General features: G+C 41.6%; 15 protein-coding genes. All 15 read left to right on the top strand.

What is annotated here, in order from left to right; translation table 11 throughout:
- The first annotated feature begins 60 nt into the window (after positions 1-60).
- The 15 genes from ID47_RS09330 to ID47_RS09265 all read left to right on the top strand — a co-directional run bounded on the left by ID47_RS09330 (position 61) and on the right by ID47_RS09265 (position 18368).
- The gene (locus ID47_RS09330) at positions 61-2178 is read left to right on the top strand and encodes an OPT family oligopeptide transporter (RefSeq protein ID WP_075261595.1); all 2118 of its coding nucleotides are present in this window, start codon (positions 61-63) and stop codon (positions 2176-2178) included.
- A 330-nt stretch (positions 2179-2508) separates the two neighbouring features.
- On the top strand, positions 2509-2658 hold the full coding sequence (locus tag ID47_RS13030; RefSeq protein WP_156956727.1) for a hypothetical protein: 150 nt from the start codon (positions 2509-2511) through the stop codon (positions 2656-2658).
- A gap of 210 nt (positions 2659-2868) precedes the next feature.
- On the top strand, positions 2869-3522 hold the full coding sequence (locus ID47_RS09325) for a hypothetical protein (RefSeq protein ID WP_038465874.1): 654 nt from the start codon (positions 2869-2871) through the stop codon (positions 3520-3522).
- Between the two features lie 305 nt (positions 3523-3827).
- Positions 3828-4343, top strand: a complete 516-nt coding sequence (locus ID47_RS09320) for a DUF3576 domain-containing protein (RefSeq protein ID WP_198022284.1) — start codon at positions 3828-3830, stop codon at positions 4341-4343.
- Between the two features lie 11 nt (positions 4344-4354).
- Positions 4355-6886: a leucine--tRNA ligase gene (leuS, locus tag ID47_RS09315; protein WP_038465871.1), complete on the top strand. Its 2532-nt coding sequence runs from the start codon at positions 4355-4357 to the stop codon at positions 6884-6886.
- Positions 6887-6924: 38 nt separating this feature from the next.
- Positions 6925-7437 carry a hypothetical protein gene (locus ID47_RS09310; protein ID WP_038465868.1) on the top strand — a complete coding sequence of 171 codons (513 nt, stop codon included), beginning with the start codon at positions 6925-6927 and terminating at the stop codon, positions 7435-7437.
- Positions 7434-8051 (top strand): Holliday junction branch migration protein RuvA, encoded by a 618-nt coding sequence (gene ruvA / locus ID47_RS09305; protein WP_038465865.1) that lies wholly within the window; start codon positions 7434-7436, stop codon positions 8049-8051. The genes ID47_RS09310 and ruvA overlap by 4 nt, the downstream gene beginning before the upstream one ends.
- On the top strand, positions 8051-9037 hold the full coding sequence (gene ruvB, locus ID47_RS09300; protein WP_038465862.1) for a Holliday junction branch migration DNA helicase RuvB: 987 nt from the start codon (positions 8051-8053) through the stop codon (positions 9035-9037). The genes ruvA and ruvB overlap by 1 nt, the downstream gene beginning before the upstream one ends.
- 234 nt (positions 9038-9271) lie before the next feature.
- On the top strand, positions 9272-10510 hold the full coding sequence (locus ID47_RS09295; protein WP_156956726.1) for a hypothetical protein: 1239 nt from the start codon (positions 9272-9274) through the stop codon (positions 10508-10510).
- Between the two features lie 245 nt (positions 10511-10755).
- A complete protein-coding gene (locus tag ID47_RS09290) occupies positions 10756-12309 on the top strand; it encodes an Npt1/Npt2 family nucleotide transporter (RefSeq protein ID WP_038465856.1) in 1554 nt (517 codons plus the stop codon).
- A 232-nt stretch (positions 12310-12541) separates the two neighbouring features.
- Complete coding sequence (locus tag ID47_RS09285) at positions 12542-13837, top strand: MFS transporter (RefSeq protein WP_051908803.1); 1296 nt, start codon at positions 12542-12544, stop codon at positions 13835-13837.
- A gap of 149 nt (positions 13838-13986) precedes the next feature.
- Positions 13987-15798, top strand: coding sequence for a type VI secretion system baseplate subunit TssF (gene tssF / locus ID47_RS09280; RefSeq protein ID WP_051908802.1), 1812 nt, complete (start codon positions 13987-13989; stop codon positions 15796-15798).
- Complete coding sequence (gene tssG, locus ID47_RS09275) at positions 15762-16787, top strand: type VI secretion system baseplate subunit TssG (protein ID WP_038465853.1); 1026 nt, start codon at positions 15762-15764, stop codon at positions 16785-16787. Before tssF ends, tssG begins: the two co-directional genes overlap by 37 nt.
- A 153-nt stretch (positions 16788-16940) precedes the next feature.
- On the top strand, positions 16941-17654 hold the full coding sequence (locus ID47_RS09270) for an aquaporin (protein ID WP_051908801.1): 714 nt from the start codon (positions 16941-16943) through the stop codon (positions 17652-17654).
- A gap of 246 nt (positions 17655-17900) precedes the next feature.
- Positions 17901-18368, top strand: coding sequence for a DUF4385 domain-containing protein (locus ID47_RS09265; protein ID WP_038467586.1), 468 nt, complete (start codon positions 17901-17903; stop codon positions 18366-18368).
- The last annotated feature ends 27 nt before the right edge of the window (positions 18369-18395 follow it).

The raw sequence follows: 18395 nt of genomic DNA, 5'->3' as shown, positions 1-18395 counted from the left end.
GAGTTTTTAGACTTAGTCAAATACTGTAGAATTAACAGTAAGTTAAAGAAAGGTTACTGCATGTCGAGTACCAATCGTACACAAACGAGTGAGTCTATAGAATCACAACAACAACCGGGAACCGTGATTCCCTTTATTAAAGCTTCCGAAAATATTCCCGAAACTACGCTCAAGGCAATTCTATTAGGTATTATTCTAGCTGTTGTTTTGGCCGGTTCCAATGCCTATTTGGGACTAAAGATGGGGCAAACTATTTCTGCATCTATTCCAGCTGCTGTTATTTCTATGGCTGTGTTGCGCTTTTTCAGAAATTCAACAATTCTTGAGAATAATATTGTTCAAACGATTGCTTCTGCGGGTGAAGTTGTTGCAGCGAGTACAATTTTTACAATTCCAGCGTTGTTAGTATTGCAATATTGGCAAACACTAGATTATTGGCAAATTACCTTGATCGCCGTGATTGGTGGTGTGTTAGGTGTTCTCTTTTCAGTTCCCTTGCGTCGAGCATTGATCGTCGAAGGCGGGTTAAAATTCCCGGAAGGTGTTGCGACGGCCGAAGTTTTGAAGGCTGGATCAAGTAAAGATGAATCTGATACAAATGGTGGGGCTGGACTTTTGGTGGGGGGCGCCATTGGAGCTAGTATTTTGAAGTTCTTTCAAAGTGGTTTCCAACTCATCAGTGAATCTATTTCAGGCTGGGTTAAGGTCGGTGGAACAGTTTTTGGTTTTAGCAATGGATTATCACTTGCAATGGTCGGAGCCGGCTATATTGTGGGTCTAAAAGTCGCGATTAACCTTTTTGTGGGAGCTTTGATTGCCTGGGGCGTGATTGTTCCTTTGTATGCTTATTTTAGTGGACCAGAAGCTTTTGGTTTAGATGCAGGTGCGTCGGCTGAAGCTCTTGCCATGGCAATCAAAGGCGCAAAAATTCGCTATATTGGTGTGGGCACCATGGTTTTTGGTGGTATTTATGCTATTGTTAATTTGGTAAAACCAATTAAGGCAGCTGTTTCTTCATCTTTTACGGCGATGAAGTTAGCACGCCAAGGGGGATCAGAAAAACCAATTCGGACCGAGCATGATATTCCCATGACATGGGTTATTGGCGGTACCTTATTGCTGTCTATTCCTATTATGCTGTTGTTTAACCATGTGTTAGGAGCGGCAAACTTGCCTTTGTCTTCTTTCACTTATGGATTCACCTTAGTCTTCTTGACAGTAGCATCCTTAATAATTGGATTTATTTGTGCCTCGATCGGGGGTTATATGGCGGGTATTGTTGGCTCTTCTGCCAATCCGTTGTCCGGCATCACGATTGGCGCAATTCTTTTGGTTAGCTTTTCCCTTTTAACTATTCTAGGTAATGAAATCACTTTTGGCGTTGCGTCAAAAGAAGTTCTTTCTTTGGCTGCTGTTGTTATCTTCATCGGCGGTGTTGTGGCAGCTGCTGCCTCCTTGAGCTGTGATAATCTTCAAGATTTGAAGTCTGGTCAATTGGTCGGCGCCACTCCCTGGAAGCAACAGTTAACCCTAATTATTGGTGTGGTAGCAGGGGCGGCTGTTGTGGCACCTATTTTGCAACTCTTGTTTGATGCCTATGGTATCGGTGGCGTTTTCCCTCGGGAAGGGATGGATCCTTCTAAAGCTCTCGCAGCACCCCAAGCGACTTTAATGGCCAGCGTGGCTCAGGGTATTTTTGAACATAAGCTTGATTGGGTTTTGGTTATGATGGGCGCCGGAATTGGTCTGGCCATCGTCTTAATCGATCGTTTAATTTTGGCACCTCGGGCTTCTGAGTACAGATTGTCTGCTTTAGCAGTGGCTTTGGGTATTTATTTACCCATGGATGTTATCTTACCAATTGTTATTGGTGGTACTCTTAGCTACTTTGCACGCCGCTCCTTAAAAAAGAAAGTTTCTTCTGAGTCTTCAGAAAAGCAAGAAAAGGCCTTTAGTATTGCTGAGCGCAAGGGGTTGCTGTTCAGTGCGGGCATGATTGCTGGGGATGCTATGATTGGTATTTTCTTGGCCATTCCATTTGCAGCTTATCAAAGTACAAGTGTTTTTGCGCTGGTTGATGAGTCATTCTCTCAGACCGCAGCCATCCTTGGAATACTTTCTTTTATGGCTTTCGGTTATATTTTATATAACCTTGGATCAAAAAAGCATACTGCATAACTTAAGTTAATCCTTATCTTTAAAGGGGACATTCGTGTCCTCTTTATTTATAGAATATGGAATTATTTTAATGAAAGTTCTGAAGATCAATGATCTGATGAATTGTAAAAATAATTACAAATATAGAGCCAACCCAGTATAAATTGATATATCTTCTGTATGTCCCTTTAGAGCCTTTTCCGAACTTTGAAAAGCCTTCCTTAGCGTTGCTCAAATTTCCTCCTAAATCGCATCAATTTGTACTGCTCTGGTCCTAATCCCTCCTAAAGTATTGACTTAGACGCAAAAAAACATACTTTTTATTATGAAACTACATAATAGGAGGGTGCTATGAAAAAAGTTCTTTTTCTTATCCTTTTAGCTAATGTTTCCCTAGCCTTATCAGCTTGTGCAAGTCCATCCTCTAGCGATAGCCAAGTCTCTAAACCCCCATTAAGTCGCCATGATCGACTTTGGAATCCTCATTTACAAAATTGGTAGTTAACTCTCTAAGAGACCAAAAGTGAAAAGAAGGAGCTTATCTATTAGTGAAGAAAACACCTTCAGCAGACTGAAGGTGTTTTCTTAAATTAATAAACAGTCGTTTACTAAAAATTAGAAAATAGATTGTATGCTGCTCAAGCTAGATACATGCTTCTAGCCTTAAAATTGTTGTTTAATAAAGGGCTACTCTCTTAGAAAGGAAATCCAATGTCTACAATTACCCGTGAAAAAATATCCTTTTTTGGAAAAAATGTTGGTCTTCTGGCAATCGGTGTTATGGGGAATATGGTCGTCGCTGCGGCGGTTGATCACAAAAGTCTTATTGATAACTATACTATCCAGCCATCTGATAGTTTAATTGAATTATTTCAACACCTTACAGAAAATTTTGATGATTCTCATTATCAGGCTACTTTTAATCTTTCAAAAACAGAGAATCGCCCTTTAACTGAAATTCTTGATCTAAGCTCTCAGGATGCATGGAATTCTGTCGTACACTATTTAGCCAAAAGTGATTTTATTTTGTCGGCTACTTATTCCTATAGAAACTTAAGTAATATTGACTTTTTAAAGCGCCTTAACATGCAAAAGGATAGGTGGAACACGCATGTTTTAGGAATTGGTGGACAATTAGAAGGATTTGGTAAAGTTTTGGTCTCTGATAAAAGGTTTGGTTTACAACTCCATAATTTAATAACGAGTCGCTTTCAATTGACAACATTTATGCATCTTAAGTATTTAGCCCAAGCGGTGTCGGAGGCAAAAACCTCGGATTCAACAATCAATAACGCCTGGAGTGGCGCAAAGCAAGTTATAGAAAACTATCTAGAGAACCATAATTTATTGTCGTCCCCAACCTAAAAACATTACCTGGTAAGGATATCCCCTAAAGCTATAGAAGAAAATTTTATAGCTTTGCGCGGAAATAAGAGAGAAGGATATAGGTTTTAAGAATTTTCATAGTCAAGTTCTCCTCATCAGATCGTTATAATGGATTTTACTGTATTATCAGTTTTTATCTGTTATGTCAGGCAGCTCTGTCAAACTCTCTTGGCAACAGCTCGGGATAGCGTTACAATAAGCCAGCTTTAATGAATGAGGAGCCTCTTCATATTTTTAGAAGAAGGTTCTATAATAATATTATAAAATTTTTGGGGAGCTTAACTGTGAATCATATTTTGCTCAGTGTAGTCTGTGGGGCTGCTTTATTATCTGGCTGTTCAGGGGATTATACTCCCAAGGAAGGTCAGGAAGCACCCATTGGTCGGGATGATGCTCGCAAACGAGGATATGGAACCTTGTTTGGAGACGATGTCTTGCTGTTTGGGGCAACAAAAAAATATGATCCCAGTCAAGGGAGTGCTTCACGGGTCAACCATCATTTATGGCAAGCATCCTTGGATGTATTATCCTTTATGCCATTGGCTTCTTCGGATGCGGCGGGGGGTGTTATTGTTACTGATTGGTATAGTACACCAGAAAAACCCAATGAGCGGATCAAAGTTACCGTCAAAATTACCGACCGTGTTCTTCGATCGGATGCTTTACACGTGACGATCAACAAGCAAATTAAAAAAGCCGGCGATTGGGTGGCAATGACTGCTGATCCAAAAATTGCCCGAGATATGGAAGATCTCATTTTAACCAAAGCCCGTGATCTAAAAGTTAAAGCAGGAAAGTAATAAGTAAGCTCATGTCCTATCCTTTTCGTGATGTAGAAACAAAATGGCAACAAACTTGGGAACAAGAAAACGCCTATAAAACGCCAGAACAATCCAATCGTCCAAAAAGTTATGTGTTGGAAATGTTCCCTTATCCCTCTGGTAAATTGCATATGGGGCATGTTCGCAATTATGCAATTGGTGATGCGATCGCCCGTCTAAAAAGACTGCAGGGGTATGATGTTTTACATCCAATGGGGTGGGATGCCTTCGGTTTACCGGCTGAAAATGCAGCTATTCAAGGGGGGGTATGCCCTGAAAAGTGGACGCTTGAAAATATTGAAGAAATGAAAAATCAGTTTAAATTGCTTAGCATTTCATTTGATTGGGAGAGAGAGCTCGCCACGTGTTTGCCAGACTATTATGGTCACGAACAAAAGTTTTTCCTAGATTTTTATAAACAGGGGCTTGCCTATCGTCGTGAGTCTTGGGTTAACTGGGATCCGGTCGATAATTGCGTGTTGGCCAACGAGCAAGTTATTAGTGGTAAAGGTTGGCGTTCTGGCGCAACTGTTGAAAAACGTAAGTTAATGCAATGGTCCTTGAAAATTACAGACTATGCCCAAGAACTGTTGGATGATTTATCAACCTTAACCGGTTGGCCTGAAAAAGTCGTCAAAATGCAAGAAAACTGGATTGGTCGATCAGAGGGGGCCTTAATCAATTTTGAAATTGATGGTTATCCTCAGGTTCTGTCTGTCTTTACAACGCGCCCAGAAACTTTATTTGGAGCTTCTTTCTGTGGGATTGCCCCGACTCATCCCATTGCCGATGAAGTTGCGCAAAATAATCCAGAATTAGCTATGTTTATAGAAGATTGTCAGCGCACCCCTACAACGGAAGAGGCTTTAAGTACTGTTGAGAAAAAAGGCTATGACACGGGGCTGCGCGTTAAACATCCGTTTATCAAGGATGTGACAATTCCGTTGTATGTGGCGAATTTCGTTTTAATGGACTATGGAACGGGTGCAATTTTTGCTTGTCCCGCCCATGATGAACGGGATTTTGACTTTGCTACAGCCTATGGATTGCCAATCCGGCCCGTTGTAATGCCTGAGGCTGGCGAAACCATAAATGGGATAGCTTATACTGGACCGGGAACAATGATTAATTCTGAGTTTCTTAATGGATTGGATGTGCTATCCGCGCGGCGTCGTGCTATTGAGGAGGTTGAAAAGCTGGGGATGGGGCAAGGACAGGTGACTTTCCGTCTGCGTGATTGGTCAGTTTCTCGTCAACGCTATTGGGGATGCCCGATTCCAATTATTTATTGTGATGACTGTGGGATCGTGCCGGTACCGGAAAAGGATCTGCCCGTTAAGCTGCCTATGGATGTAACCTTTGATCAGACAGGTAACCCCTTAGATTACCATCCAACTTGGAAGCATACAACCTGTCCATTGTGTCAGGGTAAGGCAACCCGTGAAACGGATACATTAGATACATTTTTTGAATCCTCTTGGTATTTCTTGCGTTTCTGCGATACTAAAACGGCTGATCCACTCAACAAGGCCGCTGCCCAGCACTGGATGCCAGTCGATGCTTATATTGGGGGAATTGAACATGCTGTGTTGCACTTGCTATATGCTCGGTTTTTTACGAAAGCCTTACGTGATTGTGGCTATGTATCCATCAATGAACCATTTAAGAATCTTTTAACTCAAGGGATGGTTTGTCACTCAAGCTTTAAGGACAGCGATGGACAGTGGTTGTTTCCTCATGAGGTGACCAAAGTTTCAGAAAACAAGTATATTTCTAAAAAAGATGGCATGCCGGTAACGGTTGGACGGTCTGAAAAAATGAGCAAGTCCAAGAAGAACGTGGTTGATCCCAAAGAAATGATTGATACCTATGGGGTTGATGCTGTCCGTTTATTCGTGATGTCGGATACACCCCCAGAAAAAGATTTCGAATGGAGTGATGAAGGCCTTGAAGGGGCTTGGCGTTATTTAAATCGTCTGTGGCGTGTCTTAGAAACCGTGATTGAAAACAAAGCCCGAGAAGGGGCAGACGATGCCTCCTTAGCTTTGCGCAAAATTGCCCATCAAACAATCGACAAATTTGTTCATGGGTATGGCCGTCATGCTTTTAATAAGGTTATTGCCTTTGCGCGGGAATTAACCCGGACTTTAGAGGAAGCCTGTCAGAATTCTGCAGTTTCCGGTGCGGCCTTGATAGAAACAGCCAAAATTTTAATGTTGGGCTTAAATCCATTAATCCCCCATTTAACAAGCGAAATGTGGAAGATGAGTGCGGATGCTGGCGATATTCTTCAGGCCGAGTGGCCAGTGGCGGATCCTGACTTGGCAGTTAAAAGCGAAGTGACGATTGCAGTCCAGGTCAATGGTAAAATGCGGGGTAGTTTCCAAGCCGCTATAGATACTGATCAAGAAACCTTGTTCGAGCAGGCTAAGGAATTAGCGACGGTTCACCGTGAAATCGACGGTAAAACAATTCGTAAAACAATTGTGGTACCAAATCGTATTGTGAATATTGTTGTTTAGTGGTAACTAATTTAAGGAATAAGGGGGCATGGATTAACATGAGGTACAAAGGGATTTTGTTATTACAACCTATAGCGCTGCTTTCCTTAACACTTTTATTATCAAGTTGCGGCTTTACCCCTATGTATTGTGGCGATAAATCCCAAACCCAAGCCATTTGTATTACTGTCAAGGGAGATGGCTACACAGCTTATAAATTCCGTCGTGAACTGGAAAAACAATTGGCAATCATGCCACGTTTCAATAACCACGATTATAAGCTTAATATCAGTTTGGCAGAAACAAAGTCTGCGGCAAGCTATGCTCAGGACGCGACCATTACCCGTAGCCAGATTATAGTATCGGCTGCGTATGAGCTTAAACAAGATGGTAAAGATTATGGTAGGTATACGAACGAAATTACCACATCCTATCCCGTTGTGGCGACCGATGAATTTATTACTTGTAACGCTGATAAAGCGGCTGAAAGCCGACTTGCCATTTCATTAGCCGAAGAGGTGGCGCGAGATGTTAATCGTTTGCTTAGAACTCAGGGACAGAATCCACAATGATAGCAAAACTCAAAGGATTGGTTGATTCAACCGGACTGGATTGGGTTATCCTTGATGTCCAGGGTATTTGCTATCGCCTTTTTGTCTCTCATAAAACCATGGTTCAGTTACCCTCCCAAGGGGAGGCTATTGCCCTGCATACAGAAATGTTGGTCCGGCAAGAACAACCAATTTTGTATGGGTTTGCGACTCCCTATGAACAAGAATGGTTTAATAAGTTGATTACTGTTCAAGGCGTGGGCGCCCGAGTTGCGTTAGCTCTTTTATCAGCTCTCACCCCAGATGACTTAATCCGAGCCATTCAGACTGGTGATAAAGTCTTAATTTGCCAAGCTGATGGGGTTGGTCCTAAACTTGCCTCTCGCTTGATAACCGAGCTTAAAGACAAGGTCAAGGGTGTTGAAATTGTAACATCATCAATCGACCTTAATGTTAGCAGTTCTAGTAATGCCAGTGATGTCTTATCAGCGCTGGAAAACCTCGGGTATAAAAGGGCTGAGGCGGCGCCAGCTGTTGCGAGAGCCATTGAAGAAGAAGGCGTAACCTCCCCGACAGCGGTCTTAATTCGTCGCGCCTTAGGCTTTTTAGCTGCCAAAATTAATGGAGCTGCCTAATGGAAGAAAGGATAATTGCTCCGGATGAAATGGGGGAAGATTCACTCAATCACTCCTTACGCCCTGAAAAGCTAACTGATTTTACTGGGCAAGAGGATGTCCGGCAAAATCTAAAAATTTTTATTGATGCTGCCAAATCTCGTAATGAAGCTCTTGATCATGTTCTACTGTATGGCCCGCCTGGATTGGGTAAAACAACGTTGGCTCAGATTATTGCGAAAGAAATGGGTGTCAATTTTCGTTCAACGTCGGGTCCAATTATTGCACGAGCTGGGGATTTGGCCGCCATTCTAACAAATCTTCAGCCCCATGATGTTTTATTTATCGATGAAATTCATCGTCTCAATCCCGCTGTCGAAGAGGTTCTTTATCCGGCGATGGAAGATTTTAAACTTGATTTAATGATTGGGGAAGGCCCGTCTGCGCGGTCGATCCAGATTGATTTACCACCCTTCACCCTTATTGGTGCAACAACACGATCGGGACTGTTGACGCAGCCATTGCGAGAAAGATTTGGAATTCCTCTGCGGTTACAATTTTATACGGTTGATGAACTAAAGAAAATTATTATGCGGAGTGCTTTATTGCTTGGCTGTGAGATTGCTGAAAAAGCAGCTGGTGAGATTGCGGCCAGATCTCGCGGAACTCCTCGTATTGCTGGCCGATTGATTCGGCGGGTGCGCGATTTTGCGGCAGTGTCAGAAGACAAGGAAATCCTTTTAGAACTCACACGCACCGCTTTAAATCGGTTAGGGGTGGACCCGTTAGGGTTGGATGCTCAAGACCGTCGTTATTTGCAATATCTAGCCGATTATTACAAAGGCGGGCCAGCGGGTGTTGAAACATTGGCGGCAGCCCTTTCGGAGCAAAAAGATACATTGGAAGAGGTTATCGAACCCTATTTGATTCAGTGTGGTTTAGTACAACGGACGTCGCGCGGCCGAGTTTTAACTGAATTAGCCTATGAACATCTAAATTTACTGTAAAATTTCCCTCTTACTTAAAAAATTGTAGATAAAGCTATCTTTACGAACAAGGTTCACTGCTAAAGATAAAATCCAGTTGTGATAAAAAAAAATATATGACAGCTTTAGGTCATATATTTAAATTAAATTTTAACGTGATATGACTTTTTTTACACTTATAGATATGTGATTTTCGGTGGTTTATTTTTTTTAAATCTAGCTCTATTTTGGCCAGGATTTATTAACCCCGATAGTATGGGGCAATATCAACAAGCACTTTTAGGAATTTATAATGACCATCATCCGGCCATGATGTCTTTTGCTTGGCGTTATTTTGATAAAATATGCCCTGGCTATGGGTCGATGTATCTTTTACAAATTGGGTTGTTTTATTTAGGTCTATATTTTATTTGGCAAGCTGCTGAAACTTTCTTGGATTTCAAAAAATCACCTGCGTTATTGCTTTTTATATTTTTCCTTCCTTGGTGGCCCCAAGTCCTATTGTTTTCTATTCAGATTCAAAAGGATAATGGATTTACTTTTAGCTTTTTTGCCATAGCGGCGGCCCTGGCTAATTATAGCCTTAGGGACAAGCAGATTTCTTTACCTGCTGCTCTTTTAATTTTTGTCGGATTGATTTATGGAACTGCTGTTAAATATCAAGCTCAATTTATTTTGCCTATTTTATCCATATGGTTTGGATGGTTGTTAGTAAAATCTCGACCACCGTTACAACGGCTTACAGTAAGTATTTTTACAACTCTTGCCGTTTACGCTAGTGTTGTTGGTATTAATGCAGTTCTTGTTCCTAAGGCACAGCAAAGTAATTCATGGCAGTATGTTAAGCTGTTTGATTTGGCTGCTATTTCAAAATCTATGGATCAGGATTTAATTCTTGATATTAATAAGACGCCACATTTTTCATTTGAAAAGTTGAAAAACCAATTCCAAGAAAATGTTGTGGATCCCTATGTATTTCCCGCAGACGCTATTCTCAAAAAAAATACAGACCCTTTAGAACAGCAACAACTTTGGGATCATTGGTTTTCAGTAGTGAGGTGCCACCCATTTTATTATCTAAAACACCGGTGGATGAATTTCTCTCATTGCTTAATTGATCGAGTGGGCTATACCCATGTTGATAGGCTTCTGCCCCAGATAATTGACCCAGAAACAAAAGCCTTTTCAATTGTTAAAGGAATTATCGACCTGATGGGCTATGCCTTTGTTAGTCAATTTTTGGTTATTTTGTTGGGTGTTATCTATTTTGTTGCTTCTGTTGTCTATTGGCGACGGTCAAAGCTTGCCCCTATAATTTTTTGTTTTACCTCAATGGCATTGTTGTTTATTGGGATACTCTTGTTCATGTCAATGGCGGGGACTCCTCGGTATACTTATTTCAGTTTGGTTATGATTCATGGGTGTCATTTATTTGCAATCGGATTGTTTAAATCGGTAAGAAAACAAAACGAAGAAGTTTTCTCTGAGTATTAACTTTTTTGTTGACTAAGTTCTTAAATTGACACTATATTCACGCTGTGAAAAGAAAAGTTGGATAGATGCCTTTGGAGTGTTCTTCAGGGCCTTTTCTGCATTTCTATTTGTACAATACATAAGTTAACAAAGCAATAATGGCTCTATACAAGCATACATTATTCAACAATAATAATTATGTATCTTGGCAGACACCTTCCTAAGGGGAGCGTTAATGCGTTGTTGATCAATAAAAGGATGATAGCATGTCACAAGCGAATGAAGCTGTGAAAAAACCAGAGTTTACCGGCTTACGCGCCATTCTCTGGCCGATTCACAATTATGAAATCAAAAAGTTCCTTCCAATGGGACTCATGATGTTCTGTATCTTGTTTAACTATACCGTGTTACGCGATACGAAGGACGCTCTAGTTGTTAACGCCCCGGGATCCGGTGCAGAGGCATTGGCCTTTATTAAGTTGTTCGGGACCACGCCGGCGGCAATTTTGTTCATGATTGCTTATGCAAAAATGTCCAACGTCTTAAGCCGTCAAGGTCTTTTCTATGCAGCCTTAATACCATTTCTGGTATTTTTTGGCGCATTCGCGTTATTTATTTACCCCAATCGTGAATCCTTCCATATGAGTGAAGCCGCAATTGCTGCGATGAAGGCTGACTATCCGAATATCGCTTGGTTTGTTCCGGTCATTGGTAACTGGAGCTATAGCTTGTTCTATGTTCTGTCGGAATTATGGGGTAGTGCTGTTATTTCCTTGCTTTTCTGGCAATTTGCTAACGAAATTACGCGGGTAGCGGAAGCAAAGCGTTTTTATGGGATGTTTGGTTTGATCGGAAACTTCGGTTTGATTCTTTCGGGCTCCGTTGTGTATATGTTCTCTAAAAACCGTGGTAATCTTCCCGAAGGTGTTGATCCATGGGGTTGGACTTTGAACTATTTGATGGGTTTTGTTGTCATCTCTGGTTTGCTTGTGGTCGCAATCTATGCTTGGATGAACAAGGCTGTTTTGACGGACAAGCGCTATTATGATGGTGAGGTTGCTAGCACTGGAAGTAAGAAAAAAGATAAGCCTAAACTATCTTTGTCTGAAAGTTTTATGTATCTCGTTCGCTCTCCCTACTTAGGGATGATTGCGATGATCGTTCTGGCTTATGGCGTCTCTATTAACATCGTTGAAGGCGTTTGGAAAGGACAAGTTAAGATTGCATTCCATGGCGACAATAATGCCTACAATGCATTCATGGGACAATTCTCAGCGGTAACCGGTTGTATCACAGTTCTTTTGATGATTGCAGGTAACAATATTCTGCGTCGCTTTAGTTGGCTATCCGCTGCCATGATTACGCCAATCATGATCTTAATTACAAGCTTGATTTTCTTTGGTGTTATTATGTATTCCGAAAGCATCGGTAATCCAGAATATGCTATTGCCGGAACAACAATGGTGATGGTTGCCGTGATGACAGGCTTCGTCCAGAACGTTTTGTCTAAAGCAACAAAATACTCCTTGTTTGACCCAACAAAGGAAATGGCTTACATTCCGTTGGATCAAGAACTTAAAGTTAAAGGTAAAGCAGCTGTTGATGTTATTGGTGGACGGGCGGGTAAATCCGGTGGTGCAACAATTCAAGCTGTCTTGCTTAGTGCGTTTGCTGGTCAAACCTTGGCAAGCTTATCCCACATTCTAGCGATTATTACAATTATTGTGGTTGGTCTGTGGTTGGCCTCTGTTCTTTCTTTGTCTAAGCGTTTCCGCGCCTTGACAGAACAACGTGAAGCCGAAGCAAAAGCTAAAGCATAAACGTAATAGTTAATGACTTAAATTAAGGGGCCCATTAAAATGAGCCCCTTTTTTTTTATGGTTAAAAGTACCTATTTTCTTAGGTTATCTACTGTTTTTTCATAAATGTTGTGAAGCGTAAAAGATTAGTGCTTTAAGCTTTTTAATAATTGTTTATTGCAAAAGTATTGAGATTTTCTATCAATATAAACTATGCTTAAAAGGAGAGATTAAAAAGGGGACAGTTGACGTTATGAAAAGGTCTTTGTTTAAAACCGTAACTGCAAGTTTGATTGGTAATTTGTTTGAGTGGTACGATTTCGCTCTATTCGGTTATTTTGCTCCCATTATTGGAAAATTATTCTTTCCTTCAGAGAACAAATCTGTTGAATTAATCGCTGCTTTTGGGGCTTTTGCAGCAGGATATTTAATTCGTCCCCTCGGTGGCATGATTTTTGGTCATATTGGCGATCGGATGGGTCGTAAAAAGGCGATGGTATGGTCCATTCTCTTGATGGCTGTCCCCACGGCATTAATCGGCGTTTTACCCACCTATGCGGAAATTGGGATTTGGGCTCCTATCCTATTGATGGCAATTCGTATGCTGCAAGGTATTTCAATGGGGGGAAATTATGGGGGGTCTATCACCTTTACAACGGAACATACAGACCCCAGTCAACGAGGTCTTATCGGTAGTTTTGCCGTTACCAGCTGCTTACTTGGGATTTTAGTAGGTTCTGGTGCCGCGGCCCTTGCAAATTATATTTTTTCCGAGCCCGAATTAATGAGTTGGGGATGGCGCGCTCCATTTATTGTCGGTATTTTAATTTGTTTTGTTGGTTTTTATATCCGTCGCAATATTCCTGAGTCTCCTGAATACATTATTGCGCAGGAAGCAGGTGAGTTAAAAAAGAATCCAATTAGAGAAGTTTTTGCCTCGCATGGTCGTACATTGGTGAAAGTTGTTATGGCCGTTATGTTGCATGACTTGAGCTTCTATATTCTTTTAGTCTACATGGCAACTCATTTAAGTACTCAGTTAGGATTGTCTCAAGGAATGGCGCTTGCCATTAATACGGCGAGCTTGGTAGTTGTGAGTATTTTTACAGTTATTTCGGCTTGGCTGTCTGACAAGATTGGACGCAAAGCCGTTTTGGGGGGAGCTGCATTTTTGTTTGTTATTGGGACAATTCCGCTGCTAAGCATTGTCAACAATACTCAGGATCCATGGGTGATTTTAGGTGCGCAAATGTTGTTGTCCATTGCTGTTGGCGGGTATTTTGGTCCCCTCCCAGCTCTCATGGTTGAAGCTTATCCGACAGCAGTTCGTTTTTCTGCCGTAACAATTACAACAAATATTAGTGGTCCGTTGTTTGGCGGTACTGCTCCTATGCTTGTTACATTTCTGATTGACAAAACTGGCAGCAATATGGTGCCCGCCTTTTATTTAACTTTTGGGGCGGTGATCGCCCTTATTGTTCTGCGTTCCATCAAGAACCAGCAAAAAGATGGGGCAACGGACCTTAACGACTTTAAGGCCGCCGCCTAATGAGAGCATTGGTTGTGTTAAAAACCCCGTCAAAGCGGGGTTTTTTAATGAACAATCACTGCCGGTTAAATTCTTATAATGCAAGTCCTTGGACATTAATCGAATTAATGCTAAATTTTATATAGAGACATTTAAGGTGATGAATTAGGGTGAATTCCATTTCCCAGGATAAATTCCTGAATTATTATCATCGGGAATTAAGTTATTTGCGCAACGCTGGACAAGTGTTTGCTCTTCAACATCCCAAGATTGCTCGCCGATTACAGCTTGCAGATGTGGAGTCTCCTGATCCCCATACAGAACGGTTATTGGAATCATTTGCCTTTATGGCGGCACGACTGAGTCAGGAAATTGATGATCGTGTTCCACAAATTGCTTCTGCCTTGTTGCAAGTTCTGTATCCCCATTTGATCAATCCGGTCCCTAGTATGGCGATTGCTCAGTTTGTGGTTGATCCAACAAAAGGTAAGTTGACCACCGGATTTAATATTCCAGTAAAAACACCTGTACAGTCTTTTTCCGAAGAAGGTGTCGCTTGTCGCTTTAGAACCGCTTATCCCGTCACTTTATGGCCGATATCTGTTGACGAAGCGGAATTCGTGCAGCCGTTAGATTATCAGTTTGATATACCGCAACAACATCAATGGTATCTGCGTTTAAAACTTTCTTGCCAAGGATTGGATTTTTCTGATTTAGATCTAGAGACATTACGATTTTTCATCAGTGGGGACGATGCCTTAAGTTTTTTACTTTATGAAGCCCTTTTTGCCCAAACATCTGTCCAAGTTTTTACGGTGATTCAGGATAAAAAAGCGCGCGCCTTACCAACAAATTCTGCTCAACCGGTGGGTTTTAAGGTTAATGAGAGTATTCTACCATCACCAGATCATTCCCAACCAGCGTATCAATTATTGCATGAGTATTTTCATTTCCCTAAAAAATATTTGTTCTTTGATATCAATAATTTGAATTTTAAAGGGGCAGATCAAACAATTGAAATTCTAATTGGCGTCGACAGCCGACAGCCTGTCGAAAAAATGACAATTAGCCCATCTAATTTTCGCCTTGGATGTACCCCAATTGTTAACCTGTTTCCTAAAACAACTGATCCACTGCGATTAGATCATCACAAGCTTGAGTATCGGTTAATCCCTGATCAGCGTCGGGAACGGACAACTGAGATTTATTCAATTGAAAAAGTTCTGTCAGGTATGGATGGAAGGCCAGAGACGGTGACGTTTCACCCTTACTATTCATTTGATCATCAGGCGCGGCAAGATGATCCAACAGTCTTTTGGTTACAGCGACGTGTTTCTTCTGAACGCCGCGATGTTCCGGGCAGTGATATTTATTTACGGTTTGTTGATTTAAATTTCGATCCTCGCAAACCACCGTCTGAGACGATTTACGCCCAAACACTTTGTACCAATCGCTTTTTAGCAGAACAAATCCCTGCCGGCGGTTTATTACAGTTAGAAGACAAAGCACCCATTAGCAAAATTGTCTGTATAACCAAACCGACAACCCAAATTTACACGCCTGATGATGGGGAGAGCATGTGGCGCTTAATTTCGATGCTGTCAGTCAATCATCTCAGTGTTAGTGCAGGCTCTACATCTTTAAAAGCTTTAAAAGAAACGCTATTATTGTATGCACAAATGTCGGGAAATTTTCGACATAATGAAATTGATGCGTTGGTTGGTATTGAAACACATCCCATTTCGCGACGCATGGGTCATGAAGCATGGAGAGGGTTCGTTAGTGGATTAAAGATTACTTTGACAGTTAATGAGCGCGCTTATACGGGGGAAAGTGCCTTCTTGCTAGCAGGGGTGCTGCGGACATTCTTTGCTTTGCAAGCCTCCATTAATTCTTTTGTGCAGCTTCAGCTCAATAGTGTTCAACGACAAGGCGAGTGGATGTCATGGCAGCCCTTACACGGCGATCAGATTATACTGTAGCAGAGCAGCTTTTTGCTCAGCCATATGAATTTGAATATTATCAGTCTATTCGAATCATGGCGGCATTGCGGCCCGAATCAAAACCCTTTGGAGAAACAGAAAATCCCAAAGACGACCCTATACAAATTCAGTCGCGCATCGGTTATGCAACGCCTGCGAGTGATATTCATAGTATTTTCCCTAATAAGTATTATGACCGGCCTCCCATTATGACCATAAATTTTTTGGGGATAGCTGGTGTACAGGGACCACTGCCTCAGCCCTACACGGATTTGATTGCAGAACGGTTACGTCATAAAGATACGGCCTTTCGAGATTTCTTAGATATTTTTAATCATCGTTTAGCCTCTTTTTGGTATCGCTTTCAGAAAAAACACCTTCCGGGACTTGAAATGGTTCCTGCTGAAAAGACATCTGTGGGTCAGGCCATTCTAGATTTGGCGGGATTAGTTGATATTAATATTGAAGAAACATTGAATGTTCATTCTCGCTCGATTTTACATTTTACGCCTCTATTCTGGCAGAGGCAACGCAATGCAGCCGGGCTTAAAAAGCTTTTAGAAAGCTATTTTAAAGTCAAAATACGTCTAGAAGAATTTAGGGGAGCATGGCGTAAAGCACCACCAGAAGATTGGACTCGGATTGGTGGAAGAGGACAGCATCAGCATTTAGGCCAAAGTACGCTTCTCGGACGACGCAGTTGGGACGAAGCTGCAGGCGTCGCTTTACATTTGGTCGGGCTTTCTTGGCGGCAGTATTTAAGTCATTTGCCGGGGGGGCATGGAAATGATGCATTTCGCTCTCTCATTCGATTTTATAGTGGCTTAGATCGAACTTTTGATTTAAGAGGAACTATTAAGCGCCATGAAATACCATCCTCTACCATGAAAACAGGTTTTAAGTTGGGGCAAACCACTTGGCTCACGCGGGGGCAAGGACACGGATTTGATCAGGATCCCGAGGTTTTACTAATGCGTGATACAGGTTAAAACCTATTTCCTTTCTAACAGAGAGTGAATTTTATTGATAAAATCTTGCTGACACCAACTCCTTAATCATCTCACCATTAAGATGGCTTTTGGTTTGAATTGCCGACACAATGAAAAGGTAAGATAAATAAGTTTTCTTAAGAGGAGATAAGGATGGAACAAGTTAGTGGGACATTCTCCCGATACATTTCAGAATTTCTGGGAACGGGGATTCTCGTGCTGATGGGGGTAGGTAGTGCTGTTATTGCAGATGGTTCTATTGGGGCTTTAGGCATAGGCTTGGCATTTGGCTTAACATTAATGTTTTTGGTGTATGCGATCGGCCCTAAATCAGGGTGCCATATTAACCCAGCTGTAACTCTTACGATGCTGTTCACCGGTCATATTAAACTGGTTGATGCCTTTCTATATATGGTTATGCAACTATTGGGGGGTATTGCAGGGGCTTATATTGTTTACCTTATCGCAACGGGTAAAGCTGACTTCAATATGGTAGTTGGCTTTGCTTCGAATGGATTTGCCAACCATTCACCGGGTGGATATTCCATGGAGGCGGTGATGTTAACCGAGTTTTTGATGACCTCAATTTTATTGATGGCCATTGTTTCAACCGTGCGTCCAGGTTTCCCTTTAGGTTCTTCAGGCTTAGTTATTGGTTTGGTCTTAGCGGCCATTCATTTGGTCAGTGTTCCTATTAGTAATACATCTGTTAACTTTGCCCGTTCTCTGGGAACAGCTGTTATTGAAAAGGGATGGGCGATGGAACAGTTATGGGTGTTCGCTGTAGCGCAAGCAGCTGCCGCAATCTTTGTTGGGGCTATGTATCGAGGATACCGCTATTGTTCTTATAAAATGCATGCCATTTAACAGAAATAATATTCTCAAAAACAGTCCTGCCTTAAGGTTATAAGGCAGGATTTTTTATGACATACTTTAGGGTAGGAAAAAGTTAAAGTATTGAAAGAAATGACCTTCTAAGAGGGATATCAACGTTATACAGTAAAAAGTGAAGAAAGATCTTAAGTTGTTGTCATACAAGGAGTTAGTCCTATGAGAAATAATTCCAGTGTTCCGAAGAAAAGAAATTATAAAATGTCCTCAAAGCATGAAAAAATGAGGAGGTGGGAAAAGCAGAAATCGACTTATCCTTGGAAAGCGTCGATCGACTATCGTCAGGATCCTGAAAAATATCGGGTGGGAAAGGGAGAGCAAGGCGTTCTCCTTTGTGAACCTTATAAATCCGAGATACTGCCATTCTGGCGGTTTAAAAATCCTCAGGTTGCAGCAGAAAGTGCCGAAAAGATAGCAACTCTATTTAACGATTATCTTAAAAAAGGAGAGTTTGTCGGAGCAGATATGGCGCGTAAGTTTTTACAGATGGGCTACACGCGCTCAAGACGGTATGCCAATCATAAAGGAGGCCGAAAATATGGCCCTGTGTCCGGCGAAGAGCTTCCTCTCAATGGCCAAGATCAAGATAAAGTCGAAAGTGCTCAAATATTTTATCAGGCATGGAGAAAAGCAGAATCCCATCCAACCTATCATGAAATGAAACAAACGTGGAAGCAAAAGTACGGTTAGTATTAAAAGAAAATTTGCCTACGGGCA

The organism is Candidatus Paracaedibacter acanthamoebae (assembly GCF_000742835.1).
Lineage (GTDB): Bacteria > Pseudomonadota > Alphaproteobacteria > Paracaedibacterales > Paracaedibacteraceae > Paracaedibacter > Paracaedibacter acanthamoebae.
This window is presented reverse-complemented; position numbering and strand designations above follow the sequence as displayed.